Source organism: Serratia sp. BW106, assembly GCF_002607755.1.
Lineage (GTDB): Bacteria > Pseudomonadota > Gammaproteobacteria > Enterobacterales > Enterobacteriaceae > Serratia > Serratia proteamaculans.
In genome coordinates, this window is sequence record NZ_MCGS01000052.1 from 27,672 (window position 1) to 43,625 (window position 15,954).

Annotated in this window: 16 protein-coding genes; all 16 read left to right on the forward strand. The window is 54.7% G+C overall.

Going from position 1 to position 15,954, the window contains the following annotated elements; all coding sequences use genetic code 11:
- Nucleotides 1-2,293 (forward strand): phenylalanine--tRNA ligase subunit beta (gene pheT / locus BEI65_RS24975; protein ID WP_099065535.1); only part of this gene is annotated, 2,293 nt, incomplete at its 5' end.
- Between the two features lie 4 nt (nt 2,294-2,297).
- Nucleotides 2,298-2,594, forward strand: a complete 297-nt coding sequence (gene ihfA, locus BEI65_RS24980; RefSeq protein WP_004943604.1) for an integration host factor subunit alpha — start codon at nt 2,298-2,300, stop codon at nt 2,592-2,594.
- Between the two features lie 5 nt (nt 2,595-2,599).
- Nucleotides 2,600-2,728, forward strand: a complete 129-nt coding sequence (locus BEI65_RS27360; RefSeq protein WP_255409048.1) for a hypothetical protein — start codon at nt 2,600-2,602, stop codon at nt 2,726-2,728.
- Between the two features lie 450 nt (nt 2,729-3,178).
- Nucleotides 3,179-3,619, forward strand: coding sequence for a DUF2502 domain-containing protein (locus BEI65_RS24985; RefSeq protein WP_099065536.1), 441 nt, complete (start codon nt 3,179-3,181; stop codon nt 3,617-3,619).
- 175 nt (nt 3,620-3,794) lie between these two features.
- Nucleotides 3,795-4,802: a vitamin B12 ABC transporter permease BtuC gene (gene btuC, locus BEI65_RS24990; protein WP_099065537.1), complete on the forward strand. Its 1,008-nt coding sequence runs from the start codon at nt 3,795-3,797 to the stop codon at nt 4,800-4,802.
- A gap of 41 nt (nt 4,803-4,843) precedes the next feature.
- On the forward strand, nt 4,844-5,395 hold the full coding sequence (locus tag BEI65_RS24995; RefSeq protein WP_099065538.1) for a glutathione peroxidase: 552 nt from the start codon (nt 4,844-4,846) through the stop codon (nt 5,393-5,395).
- A gap of 23 nt (nt 5,396-5,418) precedes the next feature.
- The gene (gene btuD / locus BEI65_RS25000) at nt 5,419-6,174 is read left to right on the forward strand and encodes a vitamin B12 ABC transporter ATP-binding protein BtuD (RefSeq protein WP_099065539.1); all 756 of its coding nucleotides are present in this window, start codon (nt 5,419-5,421) and stop codon (nt 6,172-6,174) included.
- Nucleotides 6,175-6,574: 400 nt separating this feature from the next.
- The gene (gene arnB, locus BEI65_RS25005) at nt 6,575-7,729 is read left to right on the forward strand and encodes a UDP-4-amino-4-deoxy-L-arabinose aminotransferase (protein ID WP_099065540.1); all 1,155 of its coding nucleotides are present in this window, start codon (nt 6,575-6,577) and stop codon (nt 7,727-7,729) included.
- Nucleotides 7,716-8,696: an undecaprenyl-phosphate 4-deoxy-4-formamido-L-arabinose transferase gene (arnC, locus tag BEI65_RS25010; protein WP_099065541.1), complete on the forward strand. Its 981-nt coding sequence runs from the start codon at nt 7,716-7,718 to the stop codon at nt 8,694-8,696. Before arnB ends, arnC begins: the two co-directional genes overlap by 14 nt.
- Entirely contained in the window at nt 8,696-10,678 is a 1,983-nt protein-coding gene (arnA, locus tag BEI65_RS25015; protein ID WP_099065542.1) for a bifunctional UDP-4-amino-4-deoxy-L-arabinose formyltransferase/UDP-glucuronic acid oxidase ArnA, read from the forward strand. Before arnC ends, arnA begins: the two co-directional genes overlap by 1 nt.
- Nucleotides 10,675-11,580 (forward strand): 4-deoxy-4-formamido-L-arabinose-phosphoundecaprenol deformylase, encoded by a 906-nt coding sequence (gene arnD, locus BEI65_RS25020; protein ID WP_099065543.1) that lies wholly within the window; start codon nt 10,675-10,677, stop codon nt 11,578-11,580. The genes arnA and arnD overlap by 4 nt, the downstream gene beginning before the upstream one ends.
- Nucleotides 11,577-13,244: a lipid IV(A) 4-amino-4-deoxy-L-arabinosyltransferase gene (arnT, locus tag BEI65_RS25025; protein WP_099065544.1), complete on the forward strand. Its 1,668-nt coding sequence runs from the start codon at nt 11,577-11,579 to the stop codon at nt 13,242-13,244. Before arnD ends, arnT begins: the two co-directional genes overlap by 4 nt.
- On the forward strand, nt 13,241-13,588 hold the full coding sequence (gene arnE, locus BEI65_RS25030) for a 4-amino-4-deoxy-L-arabinose-phosphoundecaprenol flippase subunit ArnE (RefSeq protein WP_099065545.1): 348 nt from the start codon (nt 13,241-13,243) through the stop codon (nt 13,586-13,588). The genes arnT and arnE overlap by 4 nt, the downstream gene beginning before the upstream one ends.
- Entirely contained in the window at nt 13,585-13,977 is a 393-nt protein-coding gene (arnF, locus tag BEI65_RS25035; protein ID WP_099065546.1) for a 4-amino-4-deoxy-L-arabinose-phosphoundecaprenol flippase subunit ArnF, read from the forward strand. The genes arnE and arnF overlap by 4 nt, the downstream gene beginning before the upstream one ends.
- Before the next feature lie 172 nt (nt 13,978-14,149).
- A complete protein-coding gene (locus tag BEI65_RS25040; protein ID WP_099065547.1) occupies nt 14,150-14,614 on the forward strand; it encodes an NlpC/P60 family protein in 465 nt (154 codons plus the stop codon).
- 57 nt (nt 14,615-14,671) lie between these two features.
- Nucleotides 14,672-15,685: a lipoate--protein ligase A gene (locus BEI65_RS25045; RefSeq protein WP_099065548.1), complete on the forward strand. Its 1,014-nt coding sequence runs from the start codon at nt 14,672-14,674 to the stop codon at nt 15,683-15,685.
- Nucleotides 15,686-15,954 lie beyond the last annotated feature (269 nt).

Below are 15,954 nucleotides of genomic sequence, written 5' to 3' on the forward strand. Positions count from 1 at the left end.
GGACGGGGTGGAACCGGTAGCGGGTGCCTTTAACGGCGTAGTTGTGGGCCATGTTGTTGAGTGCGGCCAGCACCCGAATGCCGACAAACTGCGTGTGACCAAGATCAACGTGGGCGGCGATCGCCTGCTGGATATCGTCTGTGGCGCACCAAACTGCCGCACCGGTCTGAAGGTAGCCGTTGCTACCGTCGGTGCAGTGCTGCCAGGCGATTTCAAAATCAAAGCGGCGAAACTGCGCGGTGAGCCTTCAGAAGGGATGCTTTGCTCGTTCTCCGAGCTGGGTATTACTGATGATCACGACGGTATCATTGAGCTGCCGGAAGACGCGCCGATTGGCACCGATATCCGTGAATATCTGAAGCTGGATGACAACGCGATCGAAATCAGCGTAACGCCGAACCGTGCCGACTGCCTGGGTATTATCGGCGTGGCGCGCGATGTTGGGGTATTGAATCAGGTTGCTCTGACCGAGCCGGACATGAGCCCGGTGGCGGCCACCATTAATGATACGCTGCCGATCCGCGTCGACGCGCCTCAGGCGTGCCCGCGTTACCTTGGTCGCGTAGTGAAAGGCATCGACGTCAAGGCGGCCAGCCCGCTGTGGATGCGTGAGAAGCTGCGTCGTTGCGGCATCCGTTCCATTGATGCGGTAGTGGATGTTACCAACTACGTGCTGTTGGAACTGGGCCAGCCGATGCATGCCTTCGACCTGAACCGCATCGAAGGCGGTATCGTGGTGCGTATGGCGAGCGAAGGTGAAACCCTGACGCTGCTGGACGGCAACGAAGCCAAATTGAACGCTGATACCTTAGTGATTGCCGATCACCAAAAAGCTTTGGCGATGGGCGGTATCTTCGGTGGCGAACACTCCGGTGTGAATGAATCCACCCAGGACGTGCTGCTGGAATGTGCTTTCTTCAGCCCGCTGGCGATTACCGGCCGTGCACGCCGTCAAGGTCTGCATACGGATGCTTCCCACCGTTACGAGCGCGGTGTTGATCCTGCGCTGCAGTATAAAGCCATGGAGCGTGCGACTCGCCTGCTGATTGATATCTGTGGCGGTCAGGCCGGCCCGGTTATTGATGTGACCGCCGAAAGTGAGTTGCCAAAGCGTGCCACTATTACTTTGCGTCGTGAAAAGCTGGATCGCCTGATTGGCCACGTGGTGCCAAGCGAGCAGGTCAGCGACATTCTGCGTCGTCTGGGCTGCCAGGTCACCGAGCAGGGCGATAACTGGCTGGCGGTTGCGCCGAGCTGGCGTTTCGATATGGAAATCGAAGAAGACCTGGTGGAAGAAGTGGCGCGTGTTTACGGCTACAACAACATTCCTGACGTGCCGGTTCGTGCTGATCTGATCATGACCAAGCATCGCGAAGCGGATCTGACGCTGAAGCGTGTGAAAACCATGCTGGTCGATCACGGTTACCAGGAAGCCATCACCTACAGTTTCGTTGATCCTAAGGTACAGGCCTTGCTGCACCCGGGTGAAGAAGTGCTGATCCTGCCAAGCCCAATCTCGGTAGAGATGTCTGCGATGCGTCTGTCACTGTGGACCGGCTTGTTGTCCGCCGTGGTTTATAACCAGAATCGTCAGCAGACTCGTCTGCGCCTGTTTGAAAGCGGCCTGCGCTTTGTCCCTGATACTGCGGCAAATCTGGGTATCCGTCAGGACGTCATGCTGGCAGGGGTGATTGCGGGCCATACGCATGAAGAACATTGGGATCTGGCGCGTAAGCCAGTCGACTTCTATGATTTAAAAGGGGATCTGGAGTCTGTCCTGGAACTGACCGGTAAATTATCCGAAATTCAGTTCAAGGCAGAGGCTAATCCGGCCTTGCACCCAGGGCAAAGCGCAGCCATTTATTTCCAGGGCCAACGTGTCGGTTTCATCGGTGTGGTTCATCCGGAACTTGAGCGTAAACTGGATCTTAACGGCCGCACAGTGGTGTTTGAACTGGAGTGGGACAAGGTCGCAAGCCGCGCCGTGCCTCAGGCGCGGGAGATTTCTCGCTTCCCGGCAAACCGTCGCGATATCGCTGTTGTGGTGGCTGAAAACGTCCCCGCAGAAGATATTTTGGCAGAGTGTAAGAAAGTTGGCGCAAATCAGGTAGTTGGCGTAAACTTGTTTGATGTGTACCGTGGCAAGGGCGTGGCAGAGGGTTATAAGAGCCTGGCTATCAGTCTGGTATTGCAGGATACCGCTCGTACACTGGAAGAAGAGGAGATAGCCGTTACCGTTGCAAAATGTGTAGAGGCTCTAAAACAGCGATTCCAAGCATCCTTGAGGGATTGAACCTATGGCGCTTACTAAAGCTGAAATGTCAGAACACCTGTTTGAAAAGCTTGGGCTTAGCAAACGGGATGCCAAAGACCTGGTAGAACTGTTTTTCGAAGAGGTTCGTCGTGCTCTTGAAAACGGTGAGCAGGTTAAACTGTCAGGTTTTGGCAATTTTGATTTGCGTGACAAGAACCAACGTCCGGGGCGTAACCCGAAGACCGGCGAGGACATTCCGATTACGGCGCGCCGCGTGGTCACTTTCCGTCCAGGGCAAAAGCTGAAAAGTCGGGTAGAGAACGCAAGCCCGAAAGAGTAAGTTGCATGAAACCAAAAAAGGCCGCTTTTGCGGCCTTTTTCTTTTTAACGTTAGAGGTAAATTTCGGTTTATTCTTAAACGGCGGAAGAATAGATAATTCACTCAATAATATTGATGCCTGTAATGCACATTAAAATAATCTATTTCTTACGGATTATTCTTATGGCTATTGATTTTCTGACGGCGATAGAAATAAAACAGAGGCCGAGGCCCCTGTTGACTAATAATGATTGTAGTAGTGGCCCGGTCCACCACCGCCACGATGACCACCACCGTGAGGCCCGAAGCAGCAGGCGCTGAGCGCCACGGACAGTAGGGTGACGGTCAAAAAAAGTCCAATGCGTTTAATCATAATAGTATCTCTCTGATGGGTTGCAGATTAATTATAAAGACCAACAAGGCTTACGGTATGTCAGCGATTCGTTAACGGTTGTTAGCGGCTATTTTATTCAAGCAATAAAAATAGAATGTATGGAATGTGTAAGAGAGATGAAAACGATCTGAAAATAGGCATTAGTGAGATAGGCGCAAAATAAACACACTGATATAACCCCCTCAGCGAGAAAATAAAGTAGGAGCGAAAAATGAAAAAGATCCTGTTGCTGGTGTGTTTACCGCTGCTGCTGCCAGTAGCGGCGCAGGCGGATGTCTCGATTGATATCAACGTGCCGGGTGTTGCGGTGCATCTGGGGGATCAGGACCGGCGGGGTTATTATTGGGATGGCTATGACTGGCGTCCGCCGCAGTGGTGGCATGAGCACCAGGGGCGCGGCAAGGGTGAACGCAATAATCGTGGCATGTACTGGGATGGTGGTCGTTGGCAATCTTCCCCACCGCGGGGTAACGAACACGGTGGCCCGGATCGGGGCGGCAATCCGTTCCACGGTGAGCGCGATAATCGTAACGACGGCAACCATCATGACAACGGCGGCCGCGACAATGGCCGTGACCATGACAAGGGGCGCGGCAATGACAATGGTCAGGGTAAACCCTATCCGCAAAAGAGTAACGACCAGCGTCGATAATTGATTCAACGGCGGCTGGTTTTGCCATCACTTACGGGTGACTGGCAAGATCAACTGCTGTTTTCCCGCAATTCTCCTGATGCAATGCTTTCCCTTCGGGCGCTAACCCCCTAATATTCGACCCAGACGTCAATATTCGGCCGCTGATCACGGCCCGCAGGGGATCTCCACGCCTATGCCAGCCAGCCAGACCTTTACCTTATTGCTGCACAAACAACGCCATCGCGATAAACGGCATCTGCTGTTGTTAACGCTGGGCGTTGCCGTGGCATTTGTTTTCAGCCTCAGCGCGGGCGACATTTGGCTCTGGCCATCACAGTGGTCGAGTGAAGCGGCGCAGCTGTTTGTCTGGCAATTACGCCTGCCACGTGCGCTGGCGGTAATGTTGGTGGGGGCCAGCCTGGCGGTGGCCGGGGCAGTGATGCAGGCATTGTTTGAAAATCCGTTGGCCGAACCGGGCTTGCTGGGTGTGGCAAACGGGGCCGGGGTGGCATTGGTGCTAACGGTACTGCTGGGCAACGGCCTGCTGCCGGTGGCGCTGATGAGCCTGAGCGCCATTGCGGGCGCATTGCTCATGACCTTCCTGCTGCTGAGCTTTGCCCGCCGTAAGCGCCTGACCAATGCACGTCTGCTGTTGGTAGGGGTTGCCTTGGGCATCGTGTGCAGCGCGGTAATGACCTGGGCGGTGTACTTCAGTTCCAGCCTGGATCTGCGCCAACTGATGTACTGGATGATGGGCGGTTTTGGCGGGGTTGACTGGCGGCAAAAATGGCTGGTACTGGCGCTGTTACCGGTATTGCTGTGGCTGTGTTGTCAGGGCAAGGCGCTAAATTTTATGGCATTGGGCGAGGTACAGGCGCGTCAGCTTGGGCTTTCACTGCATCTGTGGCGTAATCTCCTGGTGCTGGCGATCGGCTGGCTGGTGGGGGTGAGTGTGGCCCTGGCGGGGGTGATCGGCTTTGTCGGGCTGGTGATCCCGCATATGCTGCGCCTCAGTGGCCTGACGAATCAGCGTTATTTATTGCCCGGCTGTGCACTGGCCGGCGCCGGTGTGTTGCTGGCGGCCGATGTGGTGGCGCGTATTACACTATTGTCGGCTGAATTACCCATTGGGGTGGTCACCGCCACGCTGGGGGCACCGCTATTTATCTGGTTACTGACCCGGGTAAAAAGCGTAAGGTAGTTTCTCTGTTCACCTGCAAGTAAAACAAGAGGATAAGCTCCATGACTCAAGCGATTTATGACATTCCGCTGGACACTATCGAGAACCAAGCCACCACGCTGGGCAAATATAAAGGCAGCGTGTTGCTGGTGGTTAATGTGGCTTCGGAGTGCGGTCTGACCAAGCAATATGAAGGGCTGGAAGCCTTATACGAAACCTACCGTGGCCAAGGGTTTGAAGTGCTGGGCTTTCCGTCCAACGAATTCCTCGGGCAGGAGCCGGGCAGCAACGAGGAGATCCTGGCGTTTTGCCGCGGTACCTTTGGCGTTGAATTCCCGATGTTTGCCAAGCTTGAAGTGAACAGCGAGAACCGCCATCCATTATATCAGGCGTTGATTGCCGCCGAGCCGCAAGCCGTGGCCCCGCAGGGCAGTGAGTTCCTGGAGCGTATGAGCAGCAAGGGCCGGGCACCGAAGCAAACCGGCGACATTCTGTGGAACTTTGAAAAATTCCTGATCGGCCGTGATGGCAAGGTGATCCAACGTTTCTCTCCGGACACCACGCCGGAAGATCCTGCACTGGTGGCCGCCGTCAAACAGGCGTTGGCCGAATAATAAACAAGGAGCGGTGATCCATAATGCTGCAACTCAGTCAGGTTGGGGTAGAAGGGCGTCTGGCCCCATTTTCAGCGCAGGTCGATGCTGGGTTGCAGTTTCACCTTATTGGTCCGAACGGTGCGGGTAAAAGCACACTGTTAGCGCGACTGGCAGGCATATTGCCCGGTACGGGAGAGATCCTGCTGGCCGGGCAGCCGTTGGGGGGTTATCAGGGCAATGAACTGGCGCTGCGCCGTGCCTATCTCTGCCAGCAACAGCCGCCGGTGGCGCTGATGCCGGTTTTCCAGTATCTGGAGCTGCACCGGCCTGCAGGGGCCACTGAGCAGGCGCTGGAGAGCACCATTGTGTATTTGTGCCAGCGCTTGAAACTGACGGACAAGCTGTCGCGTATGTTGACGCAGTTGTCCGGCGGTGAATGGCAACGGGTACGGCTGGCGGCGGTATTGCTGCAGGTTTGGCCGACGGTCAACCCCCATAGCCAACTGTTGCTGCTGGATGAACCGACCAATAGCCTGGATGTGGCGCAGAAGGTGGCGCTGGATCGGCTGTTGCGAGAGTTTTGTCAGAGTGGACGTAGCGCATTGGTTTGCGCGCACGACCTTAACCATACCTTACAGCAGGCCGATCGGGTTTGGTTACTGCATGCCGGGCGGCTGGTTGCGCAGGGAACCACCAGGGAAGTGATGGAGCCGGTACTGCTTTCACAGATTTATGACGTGGATTTTCACCTGCAGGCGGTGGGTGACCAGCGCTGGATTATGACCAAAACGGCATGATGGGTTAGTGCATTGAAAATGCACTATAAACGAAAATTAAACGGACCTGATATAAATAGCCGGGTAAGTACCGGCTTTATTTCCCTCCTTCCCTCAGAATCCTCCCGTCAATCTTGAAAGCCGTCGCTGACGTGCTACGCTAATTTAGTTCAAATATAATAAGTAAATAATTACATATAACTATAACTAATTGATTCTATAATCAATTTAATTTAATGATGATGGCCCTCGCAGATCAGGCAGTTAGCTGATAATTAATCGCACCTTAAGGTTTAGTTAAGCTTGCGGCCGTACATTGGCAGTTAATCCATCAGGAACGATTCTCTCTGGCGTTTAATATTCGTTAAATAAAAGAGATCTACAGTGTCATTAAAGAAATTTGATACGTTTGGGGTTAACTATGGATCAATTTTTACCTTTCTCACGCCCGGCGATTGGCGATGAAGAAATCGCGGCGGTAGAAAAGGTATTGCGCTCAGGTTGGATCACCACCGGGCCGCAAAATCAGCAGTTGGAAAGTGAGTTCTGCGCCACCTTCGGTTGTAAACACGCCATTGCCGTCTGTTCCGCTACTGCGGGTATGCATATTACCCTGATGGCACTGAACATTGGCCCGGGTGACGAAGTGATCACCCCTTCACAAACCTGGGTTTCTACTCTCAACATGATCGAATTGCTTGGCGCAACGCCGGTGATGATTGACGTTGACCGTGATACGTTGATGGTCAGCGCCAGCGATGTTGAAGCCGCTATCACTGCCAAAACCAAAGCCATTGTCCCGGTGCATTATGCCGGTGCACCGCTGCAGATGGATGCATTGCGTGAAGTGGCTACACGCCACAACCTTCCCCTGATTGAAGACGCCGCACATGCGGTAGGCTCCCGTTACAACGGTGAGTGGGTGGGCGCGCGCGGCACGGCAATTTTCTCATTCCACGCGATTAAGAACCTGACCTGTGCCGAAGGCGGCCTGATTGCTACCGACGACGACGAACTGGCCGATCGCCTGCGTTGTCTGAAGTTCCACGGCCTGGCCGTTGATGCCTTTGACCGCCAGCAACTGGGGCGTAAGCCGCAGGCCGAAGTGGTGGAGCCAGGCTACAAATACAATCTCTCCGATATCCATGCGGCCATCGCCGTGGTGCAACTGGGCCGTCTGCCGCAGCTTAACGCTCGCCGCAAGGTGCTGGCTGAGCGTTACCTCCGCGCTCTGGAAGGGTCACCTTTCCTGCCGCTGGGGCTGCCTGATTACCCGCATGACCATGCCTGGCATCTGTTTATGGTACGCGTCGACGCCGAACGCTGTGGCATCGATCGTGACCAACTGATGGAGCGCCTGAAAGAAGTGGGCATCGGTACCGGCCTGCATTTCCGCGCCGCCCATACCCAGAAGTATTACCGTGAGCGCTATCCGCAGTTGTCCTTGCCCAATACCGAATGGAACTCGGCGCGCCTGTGCACCTTGCCGCTGTTCCCTGATATGACCGACGCCGATGTTGATCGCGTGGTTAAAGCCTTGTCTTCTGTTGTGGAGTCGCTACGTGTCTCGCGTTGAACCGATAAAAAAAGTTTCGGTGGTGATCCCGGTATACAACGAGCAGGAAAGTTTGCCTGCCTTGCTTGAACGTACCACCGCCGCCTGTAAAAAACTGACCCAAGCTTATGAAATTATCCTGGTCGATGACGGCAGCAGCGACAATTCTGCCGATATGCTGACCGCCGCCGCCGAACAGCCGGGTAGTTGTGTGATTGCCGTGTTGCTGAACCGCAATTATGGCCAGCACTCGGCAATCATGGCAGGCTTCAATCAGGTGAGCGGCGATCTGGTGATTACACTGGATGCCGATTTACAAAACCCGCCGGAAGAGATCCCGCGTCTGGTCCAGGTGGCGGAAGAGGGTTATGACGTAGTGGGTACCGTGCGTGCCAACCGTCAGGACTCTTGGTTCCGTAAAAGCGCCTCGCGCATCATTAATATGATGATCCAACGCGCCACCGGTAAATCGATGGGGGATTACGGCTGCATGTTGCGCGCCTACCGTCGTCACATTATTGAGGCGATGCTGAACTGTCACGAGCGCAGCACCTTTATTCCGATCCTGGCGAATACTTTCGCCCGCCGCACCACTGAAATTGACGTGCTGCACGCCGAACGTGAGTTTGGTGATTCCAAATACAGCCTGATGAAGCTGATTAATCTGATGTATGACCTGATCACCTGCCTGACCACGACGCCGTTGCGTTTGCTCAGCGTGGTGGGCAGCGTGGTGGCGCTTTCCGGCTTTGTGCTGGCGGTGCTGTTGATCGCCCTGCGTTTGATTATGGGGCCTGAATGGTCGGGCGGCGGGGTATTCACCCTGTTTGCCGTGTTATTCACTTTTATCGGTGCCCAGTTTGTCGGCATGGGCCTGTTGGGAGAGTACATCGGTCGCATCTACACCGACGTGCGTGCTCGTCCCCGTTATTTTGTTCAGAAAGTGGTCGGTGAACAACCGAATCACAATACTCAGGAAGAAGAATAATGAAAGCTATCGTATTTGCTTACCATGATATTGGCTGCGCGGGTCTGAAAGCGCTGACTGACGCGGGCTATGATGTTCAGGCGGTATTCACGCATACCGACGATCCTGGTGAGAACAACTTTTTCTCCTCTGTAGCCCGTCTGGGTGCAGAATTGGAGTTACCGGTCTATGCGCCGGAAGACGTTAACCATCCGCTGTGGATCGAGCGTATTCGCCAGATGCAGCCGGACGTTATCTTCTCATTCTATTACCGTAACCTGCTGAGCGAAGAGCTGCTGTCCCTGGCACCAAAAGGCGGCTTTAACCTGCATGGCTCACTGCTGCCGCGCTACCGTGGCCGCGCACCGGTGAACTGGGCGCTGGTTAATGGCGAAACCGAAACCGGCGTTACGCTGCATAAAATGGTCAAACGCCCGGATGCCGGCGATATTGTTGGCCAGCAAAAGGTGGCGATAGCCGCCGGCGACACCGCGCTGACGCTGCACAAAAAAGTGCTGGAAGCGGCGCAGGTGTTGCTGAAGCAGGAATTGCCAAAGCTGAAAAACGGCACCGCTTCCTTCACGGTGCAAAACGAAGCCGATGCCAGCTATTTTGGTCGTCGCGCCGCGGCTGACGGTGAAATCCTGTGGCATAAATCCGCGCAGGAAATTAACAACCTGATCCGTGCAGTGACCGAACCTTACCCTGGGGCTTTCAGCTACCTGGGTCAGCGTAAACTGATCGTCTGGCGCGCTCGAGTGCTGGATACCCAGCATGACAAGCAGCCGGGTACCGTGCTCAGCACTTCTCCGCTGATCATTGCCTGTGGTGAAGGTGCACTGGAAATTGTTGCCGGCCAAAACGATGTCGGCCTGTATGTGCAAGGCAGCCGTCTGGCGCAGGAAATGGGCATCGTTACCGATGTCCGTTTGGCCGCTAAACCTAACGCAGTGATGAAACGCAGAACCCGCGTACTGATCCTCGGTGTGAACGGCTTTATCGGTAACCACCTGACCGAACGCCTGCTGCGCGATGATCGTTACGATATCTACGGTCTGGATATTGGCTCTGATGCCATCAGCCGTTTCCTGGGTAACCCGCGCTTCCACTTTGTGGAAGGGGATATCAGCATTCACTCCGAGTGGATCGAGTATCACATCAAGAAATGCGACGTGATCCTGCCGCTGGTGGCTATTGCCACGCCGATCGAATACACCCGCAACCCACTGCGCGTGTTCGAGCTGGATTTCGAAGAAAACCTGAAAATCGTTCGCGACTGTGTGAAATACAACAAGCGCATTATCTTCCCGTCCACTTCTGAAGTGTACGGCATGTGTGACGACAAGGAATTCGACGAAGACCACTCACGCCTGATCGTCGGGCCGATCAACAAACAGCGCTGGATTTACTCGGTGTCCAAGCAGTTGCTGGACCGGGTGATCTGGGCCTACGGTGCCAAGGAAGGGCTGAAGTTTACCCTGTTCCGTCCGTTTAACTGGATGGGCCCACGTCTGGATAACCTGGACGCCGCGCGTATCGGTTCTTCCCGTGCTATCACCCAGCTGATCCTCAACCTGGTGGAAGGTTCGCCGATCAAACTGATGGACGGTGGGGCACAAAAACGCTGCTTTACCGATATCAACGACGGTATCGAAGCGCTGTTCCGCATTATCGAAAATCGTGACGGCCTGTGCGATGGTCAGATCGTCAACATCGGTAACCCGACCAACGAGGCCAGCATCCGTGAACTGGCGGAAATGCTGCTCGAAAGCTTCAATAACCATCCGCTGCGCGATCGCTTCCCGCCGTTTGCCGGCTTTAAGGATGTTGAAAGCAGCAGCTACTACGGCAAAGGTTATCAGGACGTTGAGCACCGTACGCCGAGCATCAAGAATGCCCGCCGCCTGCTGGATTGGCAGCCGACCATCGCGATGCAGCAAACCGTTGCCGATACGCTGGATTACTTCCTGCGCACTACCGTTCAGGAAGGCGATGGTGCATGAAGAAAGTCGGTCTGCGAGTTGATGTAGATACCTTCAGCGGTACCCGGGAAGGGGTGCCGCAGTTGCTGGAGCTGTTTGACAAGTACAATATTCAGGCCAGTTTCTTCTTCAGCGTAGGACCGGACAATATGGGGCGCCATCTGTGGCGCCTTTTGCGTCCGAAATTCCTGTGGAAAATGCTGCGCTCGAATGCCGCATCGCTGTATGGCTGGGATATTCTGCTGGCCGGTACCGCCTGGCCGGGACGCAATATTTCCCGCACTCTGGGGTCGTTGATGAAGCTCACTGCGCAGGCCGGGCATGAGGTAGGGCTGCACGCCTGGGATCATCAGGGGTGGCAAGCCAAGGTCGGCCGGTGGTCTGAGGCGCAGCTGACGCAACAGGTTCAGCTTGGGGTGGATGCGTTGTCAGCCAGTACCGGCCAGCCGGTCAAATGCTCGGCGGTTGCCGGTTGGCGTGCCGATACGCGGGTGTTGGAGGTGAAGCAGCGTTTTGGTTTTCACTACAACAGCGACTGTCGTGGTACCCATCCTTTCCGTCCGCTGTTAAGCGATGGTCGTCTGGGCACCGTGCAGATCCCGGTCACGTTACCCACCTTTGATGAGGTGATTGGCAGTGAAGTCAGTATGGCTGACTTCAACGATTACATTTTGCGGGCGATTGAAAACGATCGCGGCGTGCCGGTGTACACCATTCACACAGAAGTGGAAGGGATGTCACAGGCCGCTATGTTTGAACAGTTACTGCAACGTGCGCAACGGCAGGGCATAGAATTCTGCCCGTTAAGCGCTTTGTTGCCTCAAGATTTGGCGTCATTGCCATTGGGCCGCGTCGAGCGTGCTCCTTTCCCTGGCCGCGAAGGTTGGCTGGGTTGTCAAACCGATGTGAAGGACGATTCATGAAGGCGCTAAAAGGATCCTGGGCCATCTTGTTGGCCATTTTTTTTGCTCTGGTTTACCTGATCCCACTTAACGGTCGCCTGCTGTGGCAACCGGACGAAACTCGCTACGCCGAGATTAGCCGAGAAATGCTGCAACGCGGCGACTGGGTGGTGCCGAACTTGCTTGGCCTGCGCTATTTCGAAAAACCGGTCGCCGGTTATTGGATCAACAACATCAGCCAATGGCTGTTTGGTGATACCAACTTTGCGGTGCGCTTTGGTTCGGTATTCAGCACCGGCATGACGGCGCTGCTGGTGTTTGCACTGGCGATGCTGATGTGGCGCAATGCCAACCGTGCCTGCCTGGCGGTACTGATTTTCCTGTCGATGGTGCTGGTATTCAGCATCGGCACCTACAGCGTATTGGACCCGATGATCTCGTTGTGGTTGGCCGCTGCGATGGTCAGCTATTACCTGACGCTGAAAGCCACCACGGCCAAAGGCAAACTGGGCGGCTACGTGCTGTTGGGGCTGGCCTGCGGCATGGGCTTTATGACCAAGGGATTTCTGGCGCTGGCGGTGCCGGTGATTGCGGTGATCCCGATTGTCATTCAGCAGCGACGCATCAAGGACCTGCTGATCTACGGCCCGGTAGCGATCCTGGTGGCGGTGCTGCTGAGTTTGCCGTGGGCGCTTGCCATTGCACAACGTGAGCCGGATTTCTGGAACTACTTCTTCTGGGTGGAGCACATTCAACGTTTCGCCGAGGATAATGCACAACACAAAGAGCCGTTCTGGTATTACATCCCGATTCTGATGGCGGCGGTATTGCCATGGTTGGCACTGTTGCCGGGCGCATTGGTGAAGGGCTGGCGTGAGCGCGTGCAACGGCCGGAGTTATTTTTCCTGCTGAGTTGGGTGGTGATGCCACTGATCTTCTTTAGTATTGCCAAGGGTAAGCTACCGACTTATATCTTGCCGTGCATGGCACCGTTGGCATTGCTGATGGCGGTTTACGCCGAGGATTATGCGACGGCGCTGCGCAGCAAGGTATTCAAGGTTAACGCAGTATTAAATGGCCTGTTTGGTCTGATCGGCGTGGTGGCACTGTTGGTTATTGGCGCAGGGTTGCTGCCAAAGGTGCACTTGTTTAGCTCGCAGGAATGGCCGAAAATTGTTATCGGTATTATCGCCTTTGCCGGCTGGTTGTTGTTTGCCGTGGTCTCGGTGCGTAATCATGGGCAGCGTTGGCGCTGGGCGGCGGCTTGTCCGTTGTTGCTGTGTTTGCTGAGCGGTTACGCTATCCCACAACAGGTGACCGACTCCAAACTGCCGCAAAACTTTATTCGGGTGAATATGGCCGAGTTAAATCACAGTCGCTATGTGCTGACCGACAGCGTGGGTGTTGCCGCGGGGTTGGCCTGGGAGTTGAAGCGCAGCGACGTACTGATGTTTAACCAGAAGGGGGAAGTGTCCTATGGTTTGGACTATCCGGATGCTCGTAGCCATTTCATCAGCGACGGCGATTTCCCGCAGTGGCTGGCCCAGGCACGCAAACAGGGTGATGTCTCACTGGTATTGCAGCTGTCGCGTGGCGAAAATATCGATGAGCAGAATTTGCCGGCAGCGGATAAGGTGCAAGTGATGAACCGTCTGGCATTGTTCTGGTACTCTCAGCAGCCATGATTATCGGCTATTTGTTGGTGATTGTGGTCAGCCTGCTCACCTGTGGTGGGCAGCTGTGCCAGAAACAGGCGGCCCAGAGCTGGCAGTTACCCCCCGACGTCAGACGTGGGGTAACGCTGCGTTGGTTGGCGCTGGCCGTATTGCTGTTGGGGCTGGGCATGGCGGTGTGGCTCAATGTGCTGCAGCGTTTGCCTCTTAGCCTGGCCTACCCGACGCTCAGCATAAATTTTGTGCTGGTGACGCTCGCTGCCCGTTGGCTGTTTAAAGAACCCACTACCGCACGTCACTGGTGTGGAGTGGCTTCGATCATGCTGGGGATCCTGTTGATGAGTATCAATCCATGAGAGGTTACGCCTGGGGCGCGGCCAGCGTGCTGTTGGTCACGTTGGCGCAGTTACTGATGAAGTGGGGCATGGCCCAGATCCCATTGATGTCGTTTGCCGACGTCACGCTTAACCTGTTTATCCAGTACTGGTTGCCCTTACTGACGGTCAGCGGCGGTATTTTCGGTTACGCGTTGTCCATGCTGTGCTGGTTCTTCGCGCTGCACCATTTACCACTCAACCGGGCTTATCCGTTGCTGAGCGTGAGTTATGCGCTGGTGTACCTGGCGGCGGTGATCCTGCCCTGGTTTAACGAATCCGCCACGTTGCTGAAAACGTTGGGTACGCTGTTTATCCTGTTTGGCGTGTGGCTGATTAACAGTCAGACCAAGGTAAAAACGCCCGAATAGTGCAAAAACCGGCGTCAATTCGATTATCTCCTTCAGCACGCTTGCCTTTTTCCCCCGCTGGGGGATAAATTAGCCCAAAATAGCGCTCACCTTACTTGGTGCCGGCTTTGCCTCGCAGGCGGTAAGCTTACCGGACGGCATGATGCGGCAATCTGTTCAATGAAGGGATATTATGCGGATGCGTATTTGGTTTTTATTAGCCAGTTTAATTCTTGCCGGTTGCAGCAGCCATGCGCCACCGCCAAGCGGCCGATTGTCGGACTCTATCGTGGTTGTCGCACAATTAAATGAGCAACTGCGTCAATGGTACGGTGCTCCCTATCGCTATGGCGGCTTGGATCGCGGCGGCGTCGACTGCTCCGGATTCGTTTATCGCACCTTCAGCGATCGTTTCGATATGCAATTACCGCGTTCCACGGAGGCGCAAACCTCGCTGGGGACCAAAGTGTCGCGCGATGAGTTAATGCCCGGCGACCTGGTGTTTTTCAAAACCGGTGGCGGTGAGAACGGTTTGCATGTGGGCATTTATGATACCAACGATCAGTTTATCCACGCCTCAACCAGCCGTGGCGTGATGCGCTCCTCACTGAATAACGTCTACTGGAAGAAGGTCTACTGGCAGGCGCGCCGCATTTAGTCTTAACCCTTTGATTTGGTGTATCATGGCGGCATCACGTCCTTAACGGTGACCGCCATGAATAACTTACGCCTACTGATTTCCGATTCCTACGATCCCTGGTTCAATCTGGCCGTGGAAGAGTGCATCTTCCGCGAAATGACCACGCAGAAAATTCTGTTCTTATGGCGTAATGCCGAAACCGTGGTGATTGGCCAGTCACAAAACCCGTGGAAAGAGTGCAACACCCGCCGGATGGAGCAGGACGGTATTCGCCTGGCGCGGCGCAGCAGCGGCGGTGGGGCGGTATTTCACGATCTCGGTAATACCTGTTTTACCTTTATGGCGGGCAAACCCGGTTACGATAAAACCGTCTCCACCGGCATCATTCTGCAAGCGCTGGCTCAACTGGGCATTACGGCCACCGCATCGGGACGCAATGATCTGGTGATTGATTCCGCAGAGGGCGTGCGTAAAATTTCCGGCTCGGCCTACCGGGAAACCCAGGATCGCGGATTCCACCATGGCACACTATTGTTGAACGCCGATCTCAACCGTCTGGCGGATTACCTTAATCCGGACCCAAAAAAGTTGCAGGCCAAGGGTATTACTTCGGTGCGGTCGCGGGTTGCCAATCTGGCGGAGTTTAAACCCGATATCAGCCACCAACAGGTGTGCGACGCGGTGACTCAGGCGTTCTTTGAGCACTATGGTGAAACCGCCAAAGCGGAAATCATTTCTCCGGATGTTTACCCGGATCTGCCGGATTTTGCCACTCAGTTCGCCAAACAAAGCAGCTGGGAATGGAATTTCGGCAAGGCACCGGCATTCAGTCATTTGCTGAATGAGCGGTTTGTCTGGGGTGGGGTGGATATCTTCTTTGACGTAGAGAAGGGCTTGATCTGTCGGGCACAGATTTTCACCGACAGTCTCAGTCCGGCGCCGTTGCAACGGTTGGCCGAGATGCTGGTGGGTTGTGCCTATCGCAGTGAGACGCTGGCTAATTGCTGCGACACCTTGATTGCGCAGTTCCCAGAACAGGCCGCTGAATTAACCGAACTACGGCAATGGCTGCTTGAAACGATCAAATAACGTTCGGATCCTGAATGTTCCGGGATGAGGTGACTCATCCCTTTTTTATGCCACGAGTTTGCTCCTTCTTTCCTGACGTTATCCTTTTGTGTAAAAAAATGCAGTGAAAACACCGAGGTAGCATAACTTCCCCAAAAAGCAAGGTGAGCATTTTTTTACTGATTCAATGCAAAGAATAACGCGAAGAATTGATGCGTTATTAAATTTAATCAGTTGATACCACTTCTTCGTACATGATTTCGGGGTGAGGATTTAATATTTATCTGCCA

Excerpts from the sequence above, each read along its gene's own strand:
- BEI65_RS27360 (WP_255409048.1), top strand. The coding sequence starts at position 2,600 with ATGAAACCAAAAAAGGCCGCTTTTGCGGCCTTTTTCTTTTTAACGTTA.
- arnD (WP_099065543.1), top strand. The coding sequence starts at position 10,675 with ATGAAGAAAGTCGGTCTGCGAGTTGATGTAGATACCTTCAGCGGTACC.
- arnB (WP_099065540.1), top strand. The coding sequence starts at position 6,575 with ATGGATCAATTTTTACCTTTCTCACGCCCGGCGATTGGCGATGAAGAA.
- BEI65_RS25040 (WP_099065547.1), top strand. The coding sequence starts at position 14,150 with ATGCGGATGCGTATTTGGTTTTTATTAGCCAGTTTAATTCTTGCCGGT.
- BEI65_RS24995 (WP_099065538.1), top strand. The coding sequence starts at position 4,844 with ATGACTCAAGCGATTTATGACATTCCGCTGGACACTATCGAGAACCAA.
- arnA (WP_099065542.1), top strand. The coding sequence starts at position 8,696 with ATGAAAGCTATCGTATTTGCTTACCATGATATTGGCTGCGCGGGTCTG.
- btuC (WP_099065537.1), top strand. The coding sequence starts at position 3,795 with ATGCCAGCCAGCCAGACCTTTACCTTATTGCTGCACAAACAACGCCAT.
- btuD (WP_099065539.1), top strand. The coding sequence starts at position 5,419 with ATGCTGCAACTCAGTCAGGTTGGGGTAGAAGGGCGTCTGGCCCCATTT.
- arnF (WP_099065546.1), top strand. The coding sequence starts at position 13,585 with ATGAGAGGTTACGCCTGGGGCGCGGCCAGCGTGCTGTTGGTCACGTTG.
- arnT (WP_099065544.1), top strand. The coding sequence starts at position 11,577 with ATGAAGGCGCTAAAAGGATCCTGGGCCATCTTGTTGGCCATTTTTTTT.
- BEI65_RS24985 (WP_099065536.1), top strand. The coding sequence starts at position 3,179 with ATGAAAAAGATCCTGTTGCTGGTGTGTTTACCGCTGCTGCTGCCAGTA.
- arnE (WP_099065545.1), top strand. The coding sequence starts at position 13,241 with ATGATTATCGGCTATTTGTTGGTGATTGTGGTCAGCCTGCTCACCTGT.
- BEI65_RS25045 (WP_099065548.1), top strand. The coding sequence starts at position 14,672 with ATGAATAACTTACGCCTACTGATTTCCGATTCCTACGATCCCTGGTTC.
- ihfA (WP_004943604.1), top strand. The coding sequence starts at position 2,298 with ATGGCGCTTACTAAAGCTGAAATGTCAGAACACCTGTTTGAAAAGCTT.